The sequence below is a fragment of the Pantoea sp. Fr-CA_6 genome (assembly GCF_024520895.1).
In the GTDB taxonomy this organism is placed as follows: Bacteria; Pseudomonadota; Gammaproteobacteria; order Enterobacterales; family Enterobacteriaceae; genus Pantoea; species Pantoea agglomerans.
In genome coordinates, this window is the sequence record NZ_JALNPO010000002.1 from 72,601 (window position 1) to 86,346 (window position 13,746).

At 53.7% G+C, this 13,746-nt stretch carries 17 protein-coding genes and 1 other RNA gene; 7 read left to right on the plus strand and 11 right to left on the minus strand.

Annotated features, from left to right (window positions below; genetic code table 11):
- The first annotated feature begins 5 nt into the window (after positions 1-5).
- Positions 6-1,292, plus strand: a complete 1,287-nt coding sequence (gene amtB, locus NR201_RS03395; RefSeq protein ID WP_010255877.1) for an ammonium transporter AmtB — start codon at positions 6-8, stop codon at positions 1,290-1,292.
- A 51-nt stretch (positions 1,293-1,343) separates the two neighbouring features.
- Here the strand turns inward: amtB and tesB are convergent, their stop codons facing one another.
- Positions 1,344-2,207 carry an acyl-CoA thioesterase II gene (tesB, locus tag NR201_RS03400; RefSeq protein WP_010255880.1) on the minus strand — a complete coding sequence of 288 codons (864 nt, stop codon included), beginning with the start codon at positions 2,205-2,207 and terminating at the stop codon, positions 1,344-1,346.
- A 190-nt stretch (positions 2,208-2,397) separates the two neighbouring features.
- Here tesB and NR201_RS03405 point away from each other — a divergent pair, with 190 nt between their 5' ends.
- A complete protein-coding gene (locus NR201_RS03405) occupies positions 2,398-2,955 on the plus strand; it encodes a YbaY family lipoprotein (protein WP_010255881.1) in 558 nt (185 codons plus the stop codon).
- Positions 2,956-2,994: 39 nt separating this feature from the next.
- Here NR201_RS03405 and NR201_RS03410 read toward each other — a convergent pair whose 3' ends face one another.
- Positions 2,995-3,306, minus strand: coding sequence for an MGMT family protein (locus tag NR201_RS03410; RefSeq protein WP_031592174.1), 312 nt, complete (start codon positions 3,304-3,306; stop codon positions 2,995-2,997).
- 175 nt (positions 3,307-3,481) lie between these two features.
- Between NR201_RS03410 and ffs the strand changes: the two genes are divergently transcribed.
- Positions 3,482-3,578, plus strand: an RNA gene (ffs, locus tag NR201_RS03415) — signal recognition particle sRNA small type.
- Between the two features lie 134 nt (positions 3,579-3,712).
- Here the strand turns inward: ffs and NR201_RS03420 are convergent.
- The 3 genes from NR201_RS03420 to NR201_RS03430 form a co-directional block, all read right to left on the minus strand.
- The gene (locus NR201_RS03420) at positions 3,713-3,928 is read right to left on the minus strand and encodes an HHA domain-containing protein (RefSeq protein ID WP_003850458.1); all 216 of its coding nucleotides are present in this window, start codon (positions 3,926-3,928) and stop codon (positions 3,713-3,715) included.
- 24 nt (positions 3,929-3,952) lie between these two features.
- Positions 3,953-4,330 (minus strand): Hha toxicity modulator TomB, encoded by a 378-nt coding sequence (tomB, locus tag NR201_RS03425; protein ID WP_003850455.1) that lies wholly within the window; start codon positions 4,328-4,330, stop codon positions 3,953-3,955.
- A gap of 147 nt (positions 4,331-4,477) precedes the next feature.
- On the minus strand, positions 4,478-4,831 hold the full coding sequence (locus tag NR201_RS03430) for a hypothetical protein (RefSeq protein ID WP_010255885.1): 354 nt from the start codon (positions 4,829-4,831) through the stop codon (positions 4,478-4,480).
- A gap of 341 nt (positions 4,832-5,172) precedes the next feature.
- Here NR201_RS03430 and NR201_RS03435 point away from each other — a divergent pair, with 341 nt between their 5' ends.
- From NR201_RS03435 to NR201_RS03445, 3 genes are read left to right on the plus strand one after another with little or no spacing between them, the layout of a single operon-like run.
- The gene (locus tag NR201_RS03435; RefSeq protein ID WP_256849379.1) at positions 5,173-5,841 is read left to right on the plus strand and encodes a metal ABC transporter ATP-binding protein; all 669 of its coding nucleotides are present in this window, start codon (positions 5,173-5,175) and stop codon (positions 5,839-5,841) included.
- Positions 5,838-6,677: a metal ABC transporter permease gene (locus NR201_RS03440; protein WP_010255890.1), complete on the plus strand. Its 840-nt coding sequence runs from the start codon at positions 5,838-5,840 to the stop codon at positions 6,675-6,677. Before NR201_RS03435 ends, NR201_RS03440 begins: the two co-directional genes overlap by 4 nt.
- A 15-nt stretch (positions 6,678-6,692) precedes the next feature.
- Positions 6,693-7,571, plus strand: coding sequence for a metal ABC transporter substrate-binding protein (locus tag NR201_RS03445; protein ID WP_052272130.1), 879 nt, complete (start codon positions 6,693-6,695; stop codon positions 7,569-7,571).
- 45 nt (positions 7,572-7,616) lie between these two features.
- On the opposite strand, the gene ykgO is transcribed toward NR201_RS03445, so the two are convergent.
- The 4 genes from ykgO to NR201_RS03465 all read right to left on the minus strand — a co-directional run bounded on the left by ykgO (position 7,617) and on the right by NR201_RS03465 (position 12,551).
- Positions 7,617-7,757, minus strand: a complete 141-nt coding sequence (ykgO, locus tag NR201_RS03450; protein ID WP_010255896.1) for a type B 50S ribosomal protein L36 — start codon at positions 7,755-7,757, stop codon at positions 7,617-7,619.
- A gap of 11 nt (positions 7,758-7,768) precedes the next feature.
- Positions 7,769-8,023 carry a type B 50S ribosomal protein L31 gene (locus NR201_RS03455; protein ID WP_010671219.1) on the minus strand — a complete coding sequence of 85 codons (255 nt, stop codon included), beginning with the start codon at positions 8,021-8,023 and terminating at the stop codon, positions 7,769-7,771.
- A gap of 162 nt (positions 8,024-8,185) precedes the next feature.
- Complete coding sequence (locus tag NR201_RS03460; RefSeq protein WP_010255902.1) at positions 8,186-11,341, minus strand: multidrug efflux RND transporter permease subunit AcrB; 3,156 nt, start codon at positions 11,339-11,341, stop codon at positions 8,186-8,188.
- Positions 11,342-11,357: 16 nt separating this feature from the next.
- Positions 11,358-12,551 carry an efflux RND transporter periplasmic adaptor subunit gene (locus NR201_RS03465; protein ID WP_010255904.1) on the minus strand — a complete coding sequence of 398 codons (1,194 nt, stop codon included), beginning with the start codon at positions 12,549-12,551 and terminating at the stop codon, positions 11,358-11,360.
- A gap of 142 nt (positions 12,552-12,693) precedes the next feature.
- On the opposite strand from NR201_RS03465, the gene acrR reads away from it, so the two are divergent.
- Positions 12,694-13,332, plus strand: coding sequence for a multidrug efflux transporter transcriptional repressor AcrR (acrR, locus tag NR201_RS03470; RefSeq protein WP_010255906.1), 639 nt, complete (start codon positions 12,694-12,696; stop codon positions 13,330-13,332).
- On the opposite strand, the gene rsmS is transcribed toward acrR, so the two are convergent.
- Positions 13,329-13,481 (minus strand): pleiotropic regulatory protein RsmS, encoded by a 153-nt coding sequence (gene rsmS / locus NR201_RS03475; RefSeq protein WP_010255907.1) that lies wholly within the window; start codon positions 13,479-13,481, stop codon positions 13,329-13,331. The two genes, acrR and rsmS, sit on opposite strands and share 4 nt — an antisense overlap.
- 8 nt (positions 13,482-13,489) lie before the next feature.
- Positions 13,490-13,735 (minus strand): membrane protein, encoded by a 246-nt coding sequence (locus NR201_RS03480; RefSeq protein ID WP_010255909.1) that lies wholly within the window; start codon positions 13,733-13,735, stop codon positions 13,490-13,492.
- Positions 13,736-13,746 lie beyond the last annotated feature (11 nt).

Sequence of the window (13,746 nt, forward strand, 5' to 3'; positions counted from 1 at the left end):
TAAAAATGAATAAAATTTTCGCTAAGTTGGGCCTCACCAGCCTGGCACTGTTACCCTCACTCGCGATGGCTGCGCCTGCCGTTGCGGACAAGGCTGATAACGCATTTATGATGATTTGCACCGCGCTGGTGCTGTTTATGTCAATTCCAGGTATCGCGCTGTTTTACGGTGGTTTGATTCGCGGTAAAAACGTGCTGTCGATGCTGACCCAGGTTGCCGTCACCTTCTCACTGGTCTGCGTATTGTGGATGGTTTACGGCTATTCACTGGCGTTCAGTGAAGGCAACGCCTTCTTTGGCAGCTTTAACTGGGTGATGCTGAAAAACATTCAGCTGACCGCCGTCATGGGCAGCTTCTATCAATATATTCACGTCGCGTTCCAGGCCTCGTTTGCCTGTATCACGGTGGGCCTGATTGTCGGTGCTATCGCAGAACGCATCCGTTTCTCTGCCGTACTGATTTTTGTCGGCGTCTGGCTGACCCTGGCTTACCTGCCTATCGCGCACATGGTGTGGGCTGGCGGTTTCCTGGCACAGGATGGCGCGCTGGACTTTGCTGGCGGCACCGTGGTGCATATTAACGCCGCTGTCGCCGGTCTGGTGGGCGCTTATCTGGTGGGCAAACGTGCCGGCTTTGGTAAAGAGGCTTTCAAACCACACAACCTGCCAATGGTATTCACCGGCACCGCCATTCTGTATGTCGGCTGGTTCGGTTTCAACGCCGGTTCTGCTTCTGCAGCAAACGAAATCGCGGCGCTGGCCTTCCTGAACACCGTTGTCGCCACAGCGGGCGCCGTGTTGTCATGGACCTTTGGCGAGTGGGCGGTACGTGGTAAGCCTTCGCTGCTGGGTGCCTGTTCAGGCTTTATTGCCGGGCTGGTAGCGATTACGCCTGCCTGTGGTTATGTCGGCGTCGGCGGTGCATTAATTATCGGCCTGGTTGGCGGACTGGCGGGACTGTGGGGCGTGACCACCCTGAAAAAATGGCTGCGCGTGGATGATCCCTGCGATGTGTTCGGCGTGCATGGTGTGTGCGGCATTGTCGGCTGTATCCTGACTGGCGTGTTTGCCTCCTCTTCACTGGGCGGCGTAGGCTACGCAGAGGGGGTCACCATGGGCCATCAGGTCTGGGTACAGCTCTTCAGCGTGGGCCTGACTATCGTCTGGTCGGGCGTTGTCGCCTTCATCGGCTTCAAGCTGGCTGATTTGATTGTCGGTCTGCGCGTTCCGGAAGAGCATGAGCGTGAAGGTCTGGATGTAAACAGCCACGGCGAGAATGCTTATAACCAGTAACGGATGGGCAGTGAAAAGATCAACCGGGGGCGAGGAATCGCCCCCTTTTTTTTATTCGCTGCGCTGACGCATCACCCCTTCCTGAACCGTTGAGGCCACCAGCACACCCTGCTGATTGTAGAACTCGCCCCGGACAAAACCCCGTGCGCCTGACGCCGAAGTACTGACTACGCTATAGAGCAGCCATTCACTGAAGTCGAACGGGCGGTGGAACCACATTGAGTGGTCGATAGTGGCGACCTGCATGTCCGGCTCTAAAAAGCCTTTGCCGTGCGGCTGGAGCGCGACCGGCAGGAAATTGAGATCGGAAGCATAGCCGAGCAGATACTGATGGATACGTAAGTCGTCGGGCAGTGGGCCGGTGGCACGGATCCAGACCTGGCGTTCAGGCTTATCCACATGGCCCCGGAGAGGATTGTGAATCTGTACCGGGCGGATCTCCAGCGGACGCTCGGCAATGAATTTTTCACGTAGCTTTTCTGGCAGCAGATGCGCCATTTTCTGCGCCATCGCCTGTTCAGTTAACAGATTCTCTGGCCCCGCCACCTGTGGCATCGGATTCTGATGTTCAAAGCCGCTTTCCGGTGACTGGAACGAGGCGGTCATATAAAAAATCGGCTGCCCATTCTGAATGGCACTGACCCTACGTGCGCTGAAACTTTTGCCATCACGCAACGTTTCAACATCGTAAATAATCGCTTTCTGACTATCGCCGGGCCGCAAAAAATAGCTGTGAAAAGAGTGAATAATGCGATCTTCAGCCACAGTTTGCTTTGCGGCATACAGCGCCTGACCCACCACCTGACCGCCAAACACCTGACGAAGGCCAATATCTTCGCTCTGGCCGCGATATAAACCCTCTTCCAGTTTTTCCAGATTTAATAAATTCAGCAGATTTTGCAGTGCCTGACTCATGGCGCGTTCCTCAATATAGTGACCTGCTCAGTGTGAAAGATCGGACCAGTTGACGTCAATCAGACTTTCTCCATTGTCGGTGCCAGGCAAAATTTCATTTTTGTGCCAACATTAAGGACATACGGCGAGTGAAGCGCTGTAAGCAGGATTCGCTGCCGACAATCATTTTGATCAAATGGAGACGACATCAATGAAACTCAGGCATGTGTTCAGTGGAGTAGTTATGGCGGTTGCTGTTGTAGGATGCGCCGACAAGAGTAAACCCGTGCCAACGCCAACTCTGGGTTCTGCGGTTGCAGGACAGACGGCGGCGATTGCGCAGCCTAACGTAAGTGGTTCAGTCTTTATCCGCCAGCGCATTGCGCTGCCGCCGGATGCGGTATTAACCGTGACGCTCTCTGATGCGTCCGTCGCCGATGCACCCTCAAAAGTGCTGTCGCAGCGCGTGGTGCGAACCGAAGGCAAACAGGCACCGTTCCAGTTCGTGCTGCCGTTTAACCCAGCCGACATCAAGCCTGATGCACGCATTCTGTTAAGCGCAGCCATCTCAATCGACGGTAAGCTGGCCTTTATCACTGAAGGCGTGAAGCCAGTGATTAACCAGGGTGGCACCAAAGCAGAGCTGCTGCTGGTACCGGTACCGTCTATGGCGATGCCAACCCAGCCGGGCGCAGCGACCACCGTTCCTTCGACCTCACCGACTCAGGTGACGCCGTCTGCTGCGGTTCCTGCTCCAACCCGTCTGTAAACTCATTTCGGGGCGACATTGTCGCCCTTTTTACCCTGTCTAAAATCGCCAGCGATAAGCCTCGAGATCGAGCTGTCCGTCGTCACTCACCTCTATACCTTCCGCCTCCAGTGCATCCCGCTGCCGCAACAGACGGTCACCCTGAAGAGAAATTGTGCCGTGTCGGTTTACGACGCGATGCCAGGGAAGGGTAGTGCCCTCGGGTAAGCGGCTCAGCACGCCACCGACCTGACGCGCCGCGCGCGGAGAACCGGCCAGTAGCGCCACATCGCCATAGGTGGTGACGCGGCCAGCCGGAATAGCGGCAACAATTTGCCAGATGCGTTGCTGGAAAGTGTCTGGCTGATTCATGTACTTATTTCATCAGGAAAAAGGGTTTTAACTTTAGCACGGGGAAAAGGCGGAGAAAGCGTAAAAGCGGTGGTTGTTCAAGAAAACAACGGTTGTCCCGACTACGCTTGCAATTGCCACCTCCTTCCCAGATAATGCCCCCGCTCTCGTAAAGAGGGCTTGTCAATGGGGGCCCTGTTGGTTCTCCCGCAATGCTAGCTTGTGAACTCGGTCAGATCCGGAAGGAAGCAGCCGTAGCAGGTGACGCGTGTGCCGGGATGTAGCTGGCAGGGCCCCCACCACTTTCTCCCTTCGATATTCTCCCCCTAAGCTGCAGACAGGCAAAACCCGCCTGGGCCGATCCTTTGCCGGCAGGCAGGATTATCCGGTACTTTATTGGGGTAAAACTGAGCCGTAAGCGATCAGATTAACGGACAAATTTCCATACTGAACCCGGGACTTTATCGTAGAGCTTGTTCATCGTCAGTTCCGCCAGGCGATGGTCAGCTGCTGAGTAAAATACCGCTAATTCATCTTCCGGTAATTCATACTTATTTTTTTCAATCACCCTTTCCAGGGTATCAAGAGAGCGGCAGCGCCGCAGTCGCATCAAATAATCGGTTTTAGTCAGGGTTTTGTTCATAAATAAACCGTTCTCATGTCTTTACTATAATGAATGGCTCGGTTGCTGGAGAAAAGCGCACTCTTCAGTGAACAGATTAAATAAGCGTTTTGCTGAACGTTGCCACCGCTGAAGATCCGGACTATTGACACCATAATTGCTGAATAGCATAAAAGTATCATCAAGATATTCATCGATTTGCGAAATCAGCGCTTCATCTTCAACGTGCTTAATTTTGTAATTCATGGTGAAAGAGGCGATATGCTCAATCAAATCGTTAAGCTGTAGATTGCTTTCAGAAGTGGGATCATTAACCCAGCCATGATGGCTGTCGGTTAATGTTGCCATGCTGTCGTCAAACAGACTCTCACAAAGGTATTTAAGCTGGGCAATATCATGCCGTTTCGGTGAGTATTCGTCCATCTTTTTCCCCTCCATAGCTAGCACAGTTGCCGCAGGGCGGCGAGAGAAGATCACGCGGCCAGGAAGCGATTATTCGGACAGTTATTAAACGGGATACCTTAAAGATAGTGTAAAACCATTAGTTCTGCTCACCTCCATTACTAAATATTACAATTCATCGCCAGGGGAGGGTTGCTCATTGTCGATCACATCAAACTCAAGTGCACCGGGCTTAATGTGAAAGTTTACCTGTTCTGACTGCGTCACGGTTTCATTTAGATCCAGGCAGGGACTAAATAAATTCCAGTCAAAATCGTAAAGTAATTTAAAACTATTCAGATCCTGGTATTCAACCGAAATGATTTTTAAACTGCCTGGAACTAACCGGGCATTTTGTGAGTACCAGCGTAAATCCCCTACCAGCAAATCGGTTATTTTGAGAATATTCCGCTGAACAATCTCTGCTATTTTTGCGCAGTCCGATTCACCCGCAGCAATATCACATTCAATACGTGACAGCATATCTGTTCCACTTATAACCGTTAATAAACCTATCATTGGTTTTCTGCAACTGGTTTGCAAGCCAGTTGAGCACAAAACTCTCAGTTTCTGAGATTTGCCAGACGCAGCCGCAGGCCTTATCGCCAGCGCGGGTCTGCCAGTGCGTGCAGCTGATATTTATCTTTTGATACACAATCCCACATTCAACAGAGAGCAACATCAGGTATCTTTACTGTTATGTTATAACATCATGGTGAAGTAATGCGTCAGAGTGGACTACTTATGTCACTGGGCGGGCGGCTGGGAGTAGCACTGCTATTTATCACGCTGCTTGCTGTGGCAATAAAATGGGGGATCAGCGCATGATCCTGTTTAACGCGCTTCGCGCGGGCTACCAGGGACAGGTTGTGACCCCGGCTATTACCGGCCAGCTCGCAGCAGGCTCGATGACCGCGCTGGTCGGCGCGAACGGTAGCGGCAAATCAACCCTGTTAAAAACCATTGCTGGCTTACTGCCACCGATAGCCGGGCGCTGCGAGCTGCAGGTTGCACGCCGGGATATCGGCTGGTTGCCGCAGCGCACCGAACTTGAGACCCGCTTTCCCCTGACGGTATTTGAACTGGTCTCTATTGGCTGCTGGCCACGCTGCGGCTGGTTCGGCGGCATTAACCGGATACTGCGTCGGGAGATCTGGCAGGCGCTGGAAGCGGTTCAGATGAGTGATTATGCGGATGCGCAGCCCGCGACGTTATCCGGCGGACAACTGCAGCGGGTATTGTTTGCGCGGCTGATGCTGCAGCGCAGCCAGCTCTGGCTTCTGGATGAGCCTTTTAACGGCATTGACAGCCAGACGGTGACGCTACTGATGTCGATCCTTAAGCAGCAACAGCAGGCCGGAACAACCCTGCTGGTGGTGCTGCACGATCGTCCGCTGGTAGCACGCTACTTCAGTAACGTGATGTCGATGGATGAACGTGAGGTTAACTGCACCTGCCTGCCTGCTTCCTCTCTGGGGAGTCGTGCGCCGTGACCCTGATTCAACCCTTTATTGAGTTTGGTTTTATGCGACGCGCGCTGGTGGCCTGTCTGGCGCTGGCCGTCAGCGCCACGCCGCTCGGGGTATTCCTCTCCCTGCGACGTATGAGCCTGATTGGCGATGCCTTATCACACGCGGTGCTGCCCGGTGCCGCCATTGGCTATCTGATCTCCGGATTGTCACTGGTCGCGATGGGTGTTGGCGGCCTGATCGCTGGTTTAGCCGTGGCGCTGCTCTCTGGCGCGGTCAGTCGCTACACGCCGCTGAAAGAGGATGCCAGTTTCGCCGGCTTCTATCTGGGTTCACTGGCGCTGGGCGTCACGCTGGTTTCATTACGCGGCTCAAGCGTGGATCTGCTGCACGTTCTGTTTGGCTCGCTGCTGGCGGTAGACAACGCAGCGCTGTTGCTGGTGGGCGGCATCGCTGCCTTTACGCTGATTCTGCTGGCGGTGATCTATCGTCCGCTGGTCATCGATGCGTTTGACGGCGACTTCCTGCGTGCGCAGGGAAAATGGAGCGCGCCGCTGGTGCATGGTCTGTTTTTAATGCTGGTGGTGCTGAATCTGGTGGCGGGTTTTCAGGTGCTGGGCACCCTGATGTCGGTGGGTTTAATGATGTTGCCCGCCGCCAGCGCCCGCTTCTGGAGTCGCCATCTCGCCGCGATGCTGGTTATCGCCATTTTCATGGCAATGATTTCGGCGCTGGCCGGGCTGATGCTCTCCTGGCACTTCTCATTGCCGGCGGGTCCCGCTGTGGTGCTGAGCGCCGCCATGCTGTTTTTTTTCTCCATTCTTACAGGGCCGTGCGGCGGAATTTTACGCCGCCATTAATCTTAAGGGGTATCTATGAAAAAATTACCGGTTAGCCTGGCGCTCGCTGCGCTGTTTGCCACGCCTCTGGCGATGGCCAAAACGGTGGATGTCGTGGCCAGCTTTACCGTGCTGGCTGACATCGTTAAGCAGGTCGGCGGCGAGCATGTAAAGGTTAAAAGCCTGGTGGGGCCGAATGGCGATCCTCATACTTTTGAACCGACACCGCAGGACAGTCAGGCGCTGGCGAAGGCCGATCTGGTGTTTGTCAGCGGACTGGGACTGGAAGGGTGGATGGATCGGCTGGTCAGCGCCTCAGGGTATCGCGGTCAGCCCGTTGTCGCTTCAACCGGTATCACCACCCGCAGCATGGAGGAGGAGGGTAAAACCGTTACCGATCCTCACGCCTGGAACAGCATGCAGAACGGCGTTATCTACGCGACCAACGTGATGAATGCGCTGGTCAAAGCCGATCCTGAAGATGCTCCGGCCATTCGTCAGCGTGGACAGAATTACATTCAGCAACTGCAGGCGCTGGATCGCTGGGCAAAAACCGCCTTTGACGCTGTGCCAGCCGATAAGCGTAAAGTGCTGACCAGTCATGATGCGTTTGGTTACTTTGGACAGCGATATGGCGTGACTTTCCTGGCGCCGGTAGGGTTCTCTACTGAGGCGGAAGCGAGTGCCAGCAACGTAGGTAATTTAATCACCCAACTGAAGCAGCAGCACATCAACCGCTATTTCATCGAGAACCAGACCGATCCGCGTCTGGTAAAACAGATTGCCAGCGCCACCGGGGCAGAGCCGGGTGGTGAGCTCTATCCGGAAGCGTTATCCACGGCCTCTGGCCCGGCAGCCACCTATCAGGCGGCTTTTAAACACAACGTGAATGCGATGCTGAAGAGCATGCACTAAGCATAAAAAAGGCCGGGCAAGCCCGGCCAGTCATCACGACACAAACTAGCGTTTTTTCTTTCTTCCCTGTACTGCTTTAAACCGCGGGTTTGATTTACAGATAACGTAAATACGACCTTTGCGGCGGACTACTTTACAATCCCGATGGCGATTTTTTGCTGAACGCAGCGAGCTTAATACCTGCATGATCCTCTCCTCTATTTCTTTCCAAGAAAACGCCCGAAACGCTGGTTAAAGCGCGCGGTGCTGCCCTCTTTGGCAAAATCTTTCTGTTTACCGGTGTAGAACACATGTGAGGCAGACGACACATCCAGGGTGACGTAGGGCAGCGTTTCGCCTTCGAACTCCACGGTGCGATCGGTTTTGATGGTTGATCCGATTTTGAACCAGACATCAGCCGATGTGTCATGGAAAACCACGTGACGATAGTGAGGATGAATATTCGCTTTCATAATGCACACCTATGTAATGTTATACTATAACAATATTATGCGATGCACAGGCCAGGATTGCAACTGTCCGTGAGACAGGAAAAGCAAGGGGACAGGAAAGGAGAAGGGCAGAATCGCAGGCATAAAAAAAGGCCGCTTGCGCGGCCTCAGATGATTTACAGCTTAGTGAGTCTGGTTATGCTCAACCGGATGACTGTTCGCTGATTCTTCTTTTTTCTTGCCAAAGCGGCGGCGTACCACCACAAAGAACACAGGAACGAAGAAGATCGCCAGTATGGTCGCGGTGACCATACCACCGATAACACCGGTACCTACGGCGTTTTGCGAACCGGAACCGGCCCCGGTACTGATCGCCAGCGGCAGTACCCCGAGAATAAACGCCAGTGACGTCATCAGGATAGGACGCAGACGCATACGGCACGCTTCCAGCGCAGCTTCAATCAGCCCTTTACCCTCTTTATCCATCAAATCTTTAGCAAATTCGACGATAAGGATGGCGTTCTTGGTGGAGAGGCCGATGGTTGTCAGTAACCCCACTACGAAGTAGACGTCATTACTCAGGCCACGCAGGGTGGTAAAGATCAGTGCACCAATGACCCCGAGCGGGACAACCAGCATAACCGAGAATGGAATCGACCAGCTCTCGTACAGTGCGGCGAGACACAGGAAGACCACAATCAGCGAGATGGCATAGAGCGCAGGGGCCTGGTTACCTGACAAGCGTTCCTGATAGGACATGCCGGTCCAGTCATAGCCGATACCGGCAGGCAGTTTCGCCGCCAGCTCTTCCATCAGGTCCATTGCCGCACCCGAGCTTTTGCCTGGCGCAGCCTGTCCCAGGATTTCCATCGCAGGCAGACCGTTGTAACGCTCAAGGCGCGGTGAACCATATTGCCATTTCGCTGACGAGAAGGCAGAGAAGGGCACCATGGTTCCGCTGCTGTTGCGCACGTACCATTTACCAATGTCGTCCGGCAGCATGCGGGCGTCCGCTTTACCCATGACGTAAACTTTCTTCACGCGACCGCGGTCAATGAAGTCATTGACGTAGGAACCGCCCCAGGAAGCCGCCAGCGTGGTGTTGATATCACTCAGTGATACGCCCAGCGCCTGTGCTTTCTCCTGATCGATCGTCAGCTTGTACTGCGGCGTATCTTCCATCCCGTTAGGACGGACGCCAACCAGCGTATCAGGATGCTGCGCAATCATGCCGAACAGCTGATTACGCGCTTCCGTCAGCTTATCGTGGCCAAGGTTATTCTGGTCGATCAGCTCAAAGTCGAAGCCGGTCGCGTTACCCAGTTCAATAATGGCTGGCAGGTTGAAAGGAATGACCATTGCATCTTTGATCGCGCCCAGCGCCTGCATGGCACGGCCAGCAATCGCCGGTACTTTCATGTCGCTGCCGGTACGCTCATCCCACGGTTTGAGACTGACGAAGGCGATACCGGTGTTCTGTCCACGACCGGCAAAGCCGAAGCCGTTAACGGTAAACACCGATTTAACCGTGTCTTTCTCCTGGGTCAGGAAGTAATCCGTCACCTGATCCAGCACTTTCTGCGTACGCTCCTGGGTTGCACCAGCAGGCAGCTGCGCCTGAGCCAGCAGCAGACCCTGATCCTCTTCCGGTAAGAATGAGGAGGGCAGTCGCACAAACAGAAACGCCATACCGACCACGATCACCAGATAGATCACCATATAGCGACCCGTACTGCGAACCATGTGGCCCACACCATCCACATAGTGGTTGGTGCTTTTGTCGAACATGCGGTTGAACCAGCCGAAGAAACCGGTGGTTTTACCGTGCTCGCCTTTTTTAATCGGTTTCAGCATGGTGGCACAGAGTGCCGGCGTCAGAATAAAGGCGACCAGCACCGATAGCGCCATTGCCGAAACGATAGTGATGGAGAACTGACGGTAGATAACACCGGTCGAACCACCAAAGAACGCCATCGGAATAAATACGGCAGCCAGCACCAGCGCGATACCGACCAGTGCGCCCTGGATCTGCTCCATAGAACGCTTAGTCGCTTCTTTTGGCGGTAATCCCTCTTCCGCCATTACGCGCTCAACGTTCTCGACCACCACGATGGCGTCATCGACCAGCAAGCCGATGGCCAGCACCATCCCGAACATCGTCAGGGTGTTTATCGAATAGCCAAAAGCGCTGATAACGGCAAACGTACCCAGCAATACCACGGGGACCGCAATGGTAGGAATGAGCGTGGCGCGGAAGTTCTGCAGAAACAGATACATGACCAGGAACACCAGCACGATCGCTTCGATCAGCGTTTTCACCACTTCGAAAATCGAGATCTTAACGAAAGGCGTAGTGTCATACGGATAGACCACTTTCAAACCGGCCGGGAACGTCGGCTGCAATTTGGCCAGTTCTTCTTTCACCGCATTGGCGGTATCCAGCGCATTCGCACCGGTGGCCAGCTTGATACCGATACCGGAAGCAGGCTTGCCGTTATAACGGGCAACGATCTCGTAGTTTTCTGCACCAAGTTCAATCCTTGCCACATCACGCAGACGAACCTGAGAACCATCTTCATTCACTTTCAGCAGGATTTTGCCGAATTCATCGGTAGAGGTGAGACGGGTTTGCGCAATGATCGAGGCGTTAAGCTGCTGTCCCGGAACCGGAGGCGTACCGCCCAACTGACCGGCAGCAACCTGGGTGTTCTGCGTATTCAGGGCGCTGATAACATCAACCGGCGTCAGGTTGTAGTTGTTCAGCTTGTGCGGATCCATCCAGATACGCATCGCGTACTGCGCACCAAATACCTGGGTATCACCCACGCCTTTGGTACGGCTGATCGGGTCTTTGATGGACGATGAAATAAAGTCAGAAATATCATTCTGCGTCATATTGTCATCGTCGCTGATGAAGCCCGCTACCATCAGGAAGCTACTGGAAGATTTCTTAACCTGAATCCCCTGTTGCTGTACTTCCTGCGGTAACAGCGGCGTCGCCAGCTGCAGTTTGTTCTGCACCTGAACCTGCGCGATATCGGCATCTGTTCCTGACTCAAAGGAGATCGTCAGGGTCAGCGTACCGGATGAGTCGCTGCTTGAGGACATATACATCAGTCCATCAATGCCGTTCATATTTTGTTCGATGACCTGGGTCACCGAGTCCTGCAGCGTTTTAGCATCTGCACCAGGGTAGGTGGCCTGAATCTCAATCGCCGGCGGTGCAACATTGGGATATTGCTCAATCGGAAGTTTGAGAATCGATAGCGCACCGACCAGCATAATGATGATGGCGAGCACCCACGCAAAGATGGGCCGATCGATAAAGAACTTAGCCATGAATCAACGGCTCCTGTTATGACGATGACTTGTCAGACTGCGGCTTTGAATCGGGTGCCGCTTTCGCATCGTCTGAGACTTCTTGTGGGGTAACCTGTGCGCCCGGCTTGGCTCGCTGCAGACCCGTGCTGATCACACGTTCACCCGCTTTAACACCGTCGGTGACTAACCACTTGTCGCCAATCGCCTGAGAGGTGGTGACCTGACGAGCTTCCACTTTGTTATCTGCACCTACCACCATGACCGTTGCCTGACCCGTTGGGGTACGGGCTACAGCCTGTTGCGGAACCAGCAACGCATTAGGATTGGTACCTTCATCCAGACGAGCGCGAACAAACATACCCGGTAACAGCGCATGGTTCGGGTTCGGGACAATGGCGCGCAGGGTGATAGAACCCGTGGTTTCATCAACGGTAACGTCAGAGAACTCCAGCGTACCTGTCTGTGGATAGCTGTTGCCGTTCTGCATCAGCAGGGTCACGTTGGCTTTGCCATCGTTCTGCTTCAGCTGACCCGACTCCAGTTCTGAACGTAAGCGCATGAAATCTTCGCTCGACTGGGTGACGTCGACATACATCGGGTCAAGTTGCTGCACAGTGGCCAGAGCGGTGGTTTGTGCGTTTTGTACCAGCGCACCTTCCGTTACTGACGATTTGCCGATGCGGCCACTGATAGGCGAGGTGACTTTGGTATAAGCCAGGTTAATGCGGGCCGTTTCTACATTGGCTTTTGCTACCTGAACCGCAGCATCGTTTTGCGCGGCCGTGGCAACGGCGGTGTCGTAATCCTGCTGACTGATATATTTGGTGCCGAGTAAAGGCTTATAACGTTTGACGGTCAGCTGAGCGATGCGAGCATTGGCCTGCGCCTGAGTTAAATCACCTTTGGCGCTGTCATAGGCGGCCTGATAGGTAGCAGGATCGATCTGATAAAGAGACTGACCCGCTTTGACATCGCTGCCTTCAACAAAGTTACGCTTCAGAATGATACCGGAAACCTGCGGACGGACTTCGGCGACACGATATGCCGAGGTGCGGCCAGGTAATTCAGTCGAGATTTTCAGGGGTTCAGTTTTCAGTGTTACAACCCCCACTGCTGGCGGTTGCTGGGCGGCTTGTTCGGATTTATTGTTGTCACATCCTGTTAACAAAAAGCTGCCTGATAGCATCAGGACGGCCGCCAGAGGCGATAATCCTCTGATTTTATTCATAAATAAACCTCTAGTGTCCGATATCAATTGGTCAATGGATCACAAACTGAAAAACCCATTGCTGTGTCAAGTCGCAGGTCATGCTATGGTACATACATTCGCAAATGTATGTAAACTTACCTGTTTGTAAAAAAAGCCCCTTATGGCACGAAAAACCAAAGCGCAAGCACTTGAAACGCGACATCAAATTCTTGATGCCGCCATTGTTCTGTTTTCGCAGCAGGGCGTTTCAGCCACTTCTCTGGCGGATATTGCAACCGCTGCCAGCGTCACGCGAGGGGCCATCTACTGGCACTTCAAAAATAAAGCCGATGTATTACATGAAATATGGCTTCGTTGTGATGCTGGTCTGGACGATGTGGAACTTGAGTATCAGACAAAATACCCTGGCGATCCACTCTCTGTGTTGCGAGCGATGCTGGTCTATATCTTTGACGCGACAGCAAAGGATCCGCAGCGCCGCGCCTTGATGGAGATCATTTTCCACAAATGTGAATTTGTGGGCGAAATGTCGGCGCTGAAGAATATGCAGCAGAGCTTACTGCTGGAATGCTACGACAAAATTGAAGATGTGCTGCGCCAGTGTATCGAAGCCGGACAACTTCCGGGCAGTCTCAGCACGCGTCAGGCCGCTCTTATCCTGCGCGGTTACGTCAACGGTATGATGGAAAGCTGGCTGTTTGCGCCGGACAGTTTTGATTTAGCCGGAGACGCGCCGACGCTGGTCAATGCCTTTATCGATATGCTGCGCCTCAGTCCGACGCTGACTGCCCACCACTAAGCCGATGGGCGATCACGCTTGTTTTCGAAATCGCGCTGCACCATGGCCAGCGCTGAGAGCACGGTTTCTACTGGCAGTTGATGCTCTTCCAGTAGCTGAATCAGATCAACTGCCAGTTTGACGTCGTCAGGGGCATTTTCCAGTGACATCTCTTCTCCTAAATACGTAGTCGGGCCGCGACCAGCAGCATCACTAATGCACCGAGAATCGCCATGCCCAGTGCGCCGATATGCAGCGTAGCCAGGGTGCCCAGATCAAAATAGGTGGCGATATAGCCGCCAATCAGTGCCCCGATCATCGACAGCGTCAGGGTAGCAACCAGGCCGCCCGGTGGTCCCGGCATCAGCAGACGCTTCAGCAACCCCAGCAGTAAACCGCTTAACAGCCACACAAGTAAAGCCATGGTTCTTCTCC

Excerpts from the sequence above, each read along its gene's own strand:
- amtB (WP_010255877.1), top strand. The coding sequence starts at position 6 with ATGAATAAAATTTTCGCTAAGTTGGGCCTCACCAGCCTGGCACTGTTA.
- tesB (WP_010255880.1), bottom strand. The coding sequence starts at position 2,207 with ATGAGTCAGGCACTGCAAAATCTGCTGAATTTATTAAATCTGGAAAAA.
- NR201_RS03405 (WP_010255881.1), top strand. The coding sequence starts at position 2,398 with ATGAAACTCAGGCATGTGTTCAGTGGAGTAGTTATGGCGGTTGCTGTT.
- NR201_RS03410 (WP_031592174.1), bottom strand. The coding sequence starts at position 3,306 with ATGAATCAGCCAGACACTTTCCAGCAACGCATCTGGCAAATTGTTGCC.
- NR201_RS03420 (WP_003850458.1), bottom strand. The coding sequence starts at position 3,928 with ATGAACAAAACCCTGACTAAAACCGATTATTTGATGCGACTGCGGCGC.
- tomB (WP_003850455.1), bottom strand. The coding sequence starts at position 4,330 with ATGGACGAATACTCACCGAAACGGCATGATATTGCCCAGCTTAAATAC.
- NR201_RS03430 (WP_010255885.1), bottom strand. The coding sequence starts at position 4,831 with ATGCTGTCACGTATTGAATGTGATATTGCTGCGGGTGAATCGGACTGC.
- NR201_RS03435 (WP_256849379.1), top strand. The coding sequence starts at position 5,173 with ATGATCCTGTTTAACGCGCTTCGCGCGGGCTACCAGGGACAGGTTGTG.
- NR201_RS03445 (WP_052272130.1), top strand. The coding sequence starts at position 6,693 with ATGAAAAAATTACCGGTTAGCCTGGCGCTCGCTGCGCTGTTTGCCACG.
- ykgO (WP_010255896.1), bottom strand. The coding sequence starts at position 7,757 with ATGCAGGTATTAAGCTCGCTGCGTTCAGCAAAAAATCGCCATCGGGAT.
- NR201_RS03455 (WP_010671219.1), bottom strand. The coding sequence starts at position 8,023 with ATGAAAGCGAATATTCATCCTCACTATCGTCACGTGGTTTTCCATGAC.
- NR201_RS03460 (WP_010255902.1), bottom strand. The coding sequence starts at position 11,341 with ATGGCTAAGTTCTTTATCGATCGGCCCATCTTTGCGTGGGTGCTCGCC.
- NR201_RS03465 (WP_010255904.1), bottom strand. The coding sequence starts at position 12,551 with ATGAATAAAATCAGAGGATTATCGCCTCTGGCGGCCGTCCTGATGCTA.
- acrR (WP_010255906.1), top strand. The coding sequence starts at position 12,694 with ATGGCACGAAAAACCAAAGCGCAAGCACTTGAAACGCGACATCAAATT.
- rsmS (WP_010255907.1), bottom strand. The coding sequence starts at position 13,481 with ATGTCACTGGAAAATGCCCCTGACGACGTCAAACTGGCAGTTGATCTG.
- NR201_RS03480 (WP_010255909.1), bottom strand. The coding sequence starts at position 13,735 with ATGGCTTTACTTGTGTGGCTGTTAAGCGGTTTACTGCTGGGGTTGCTG.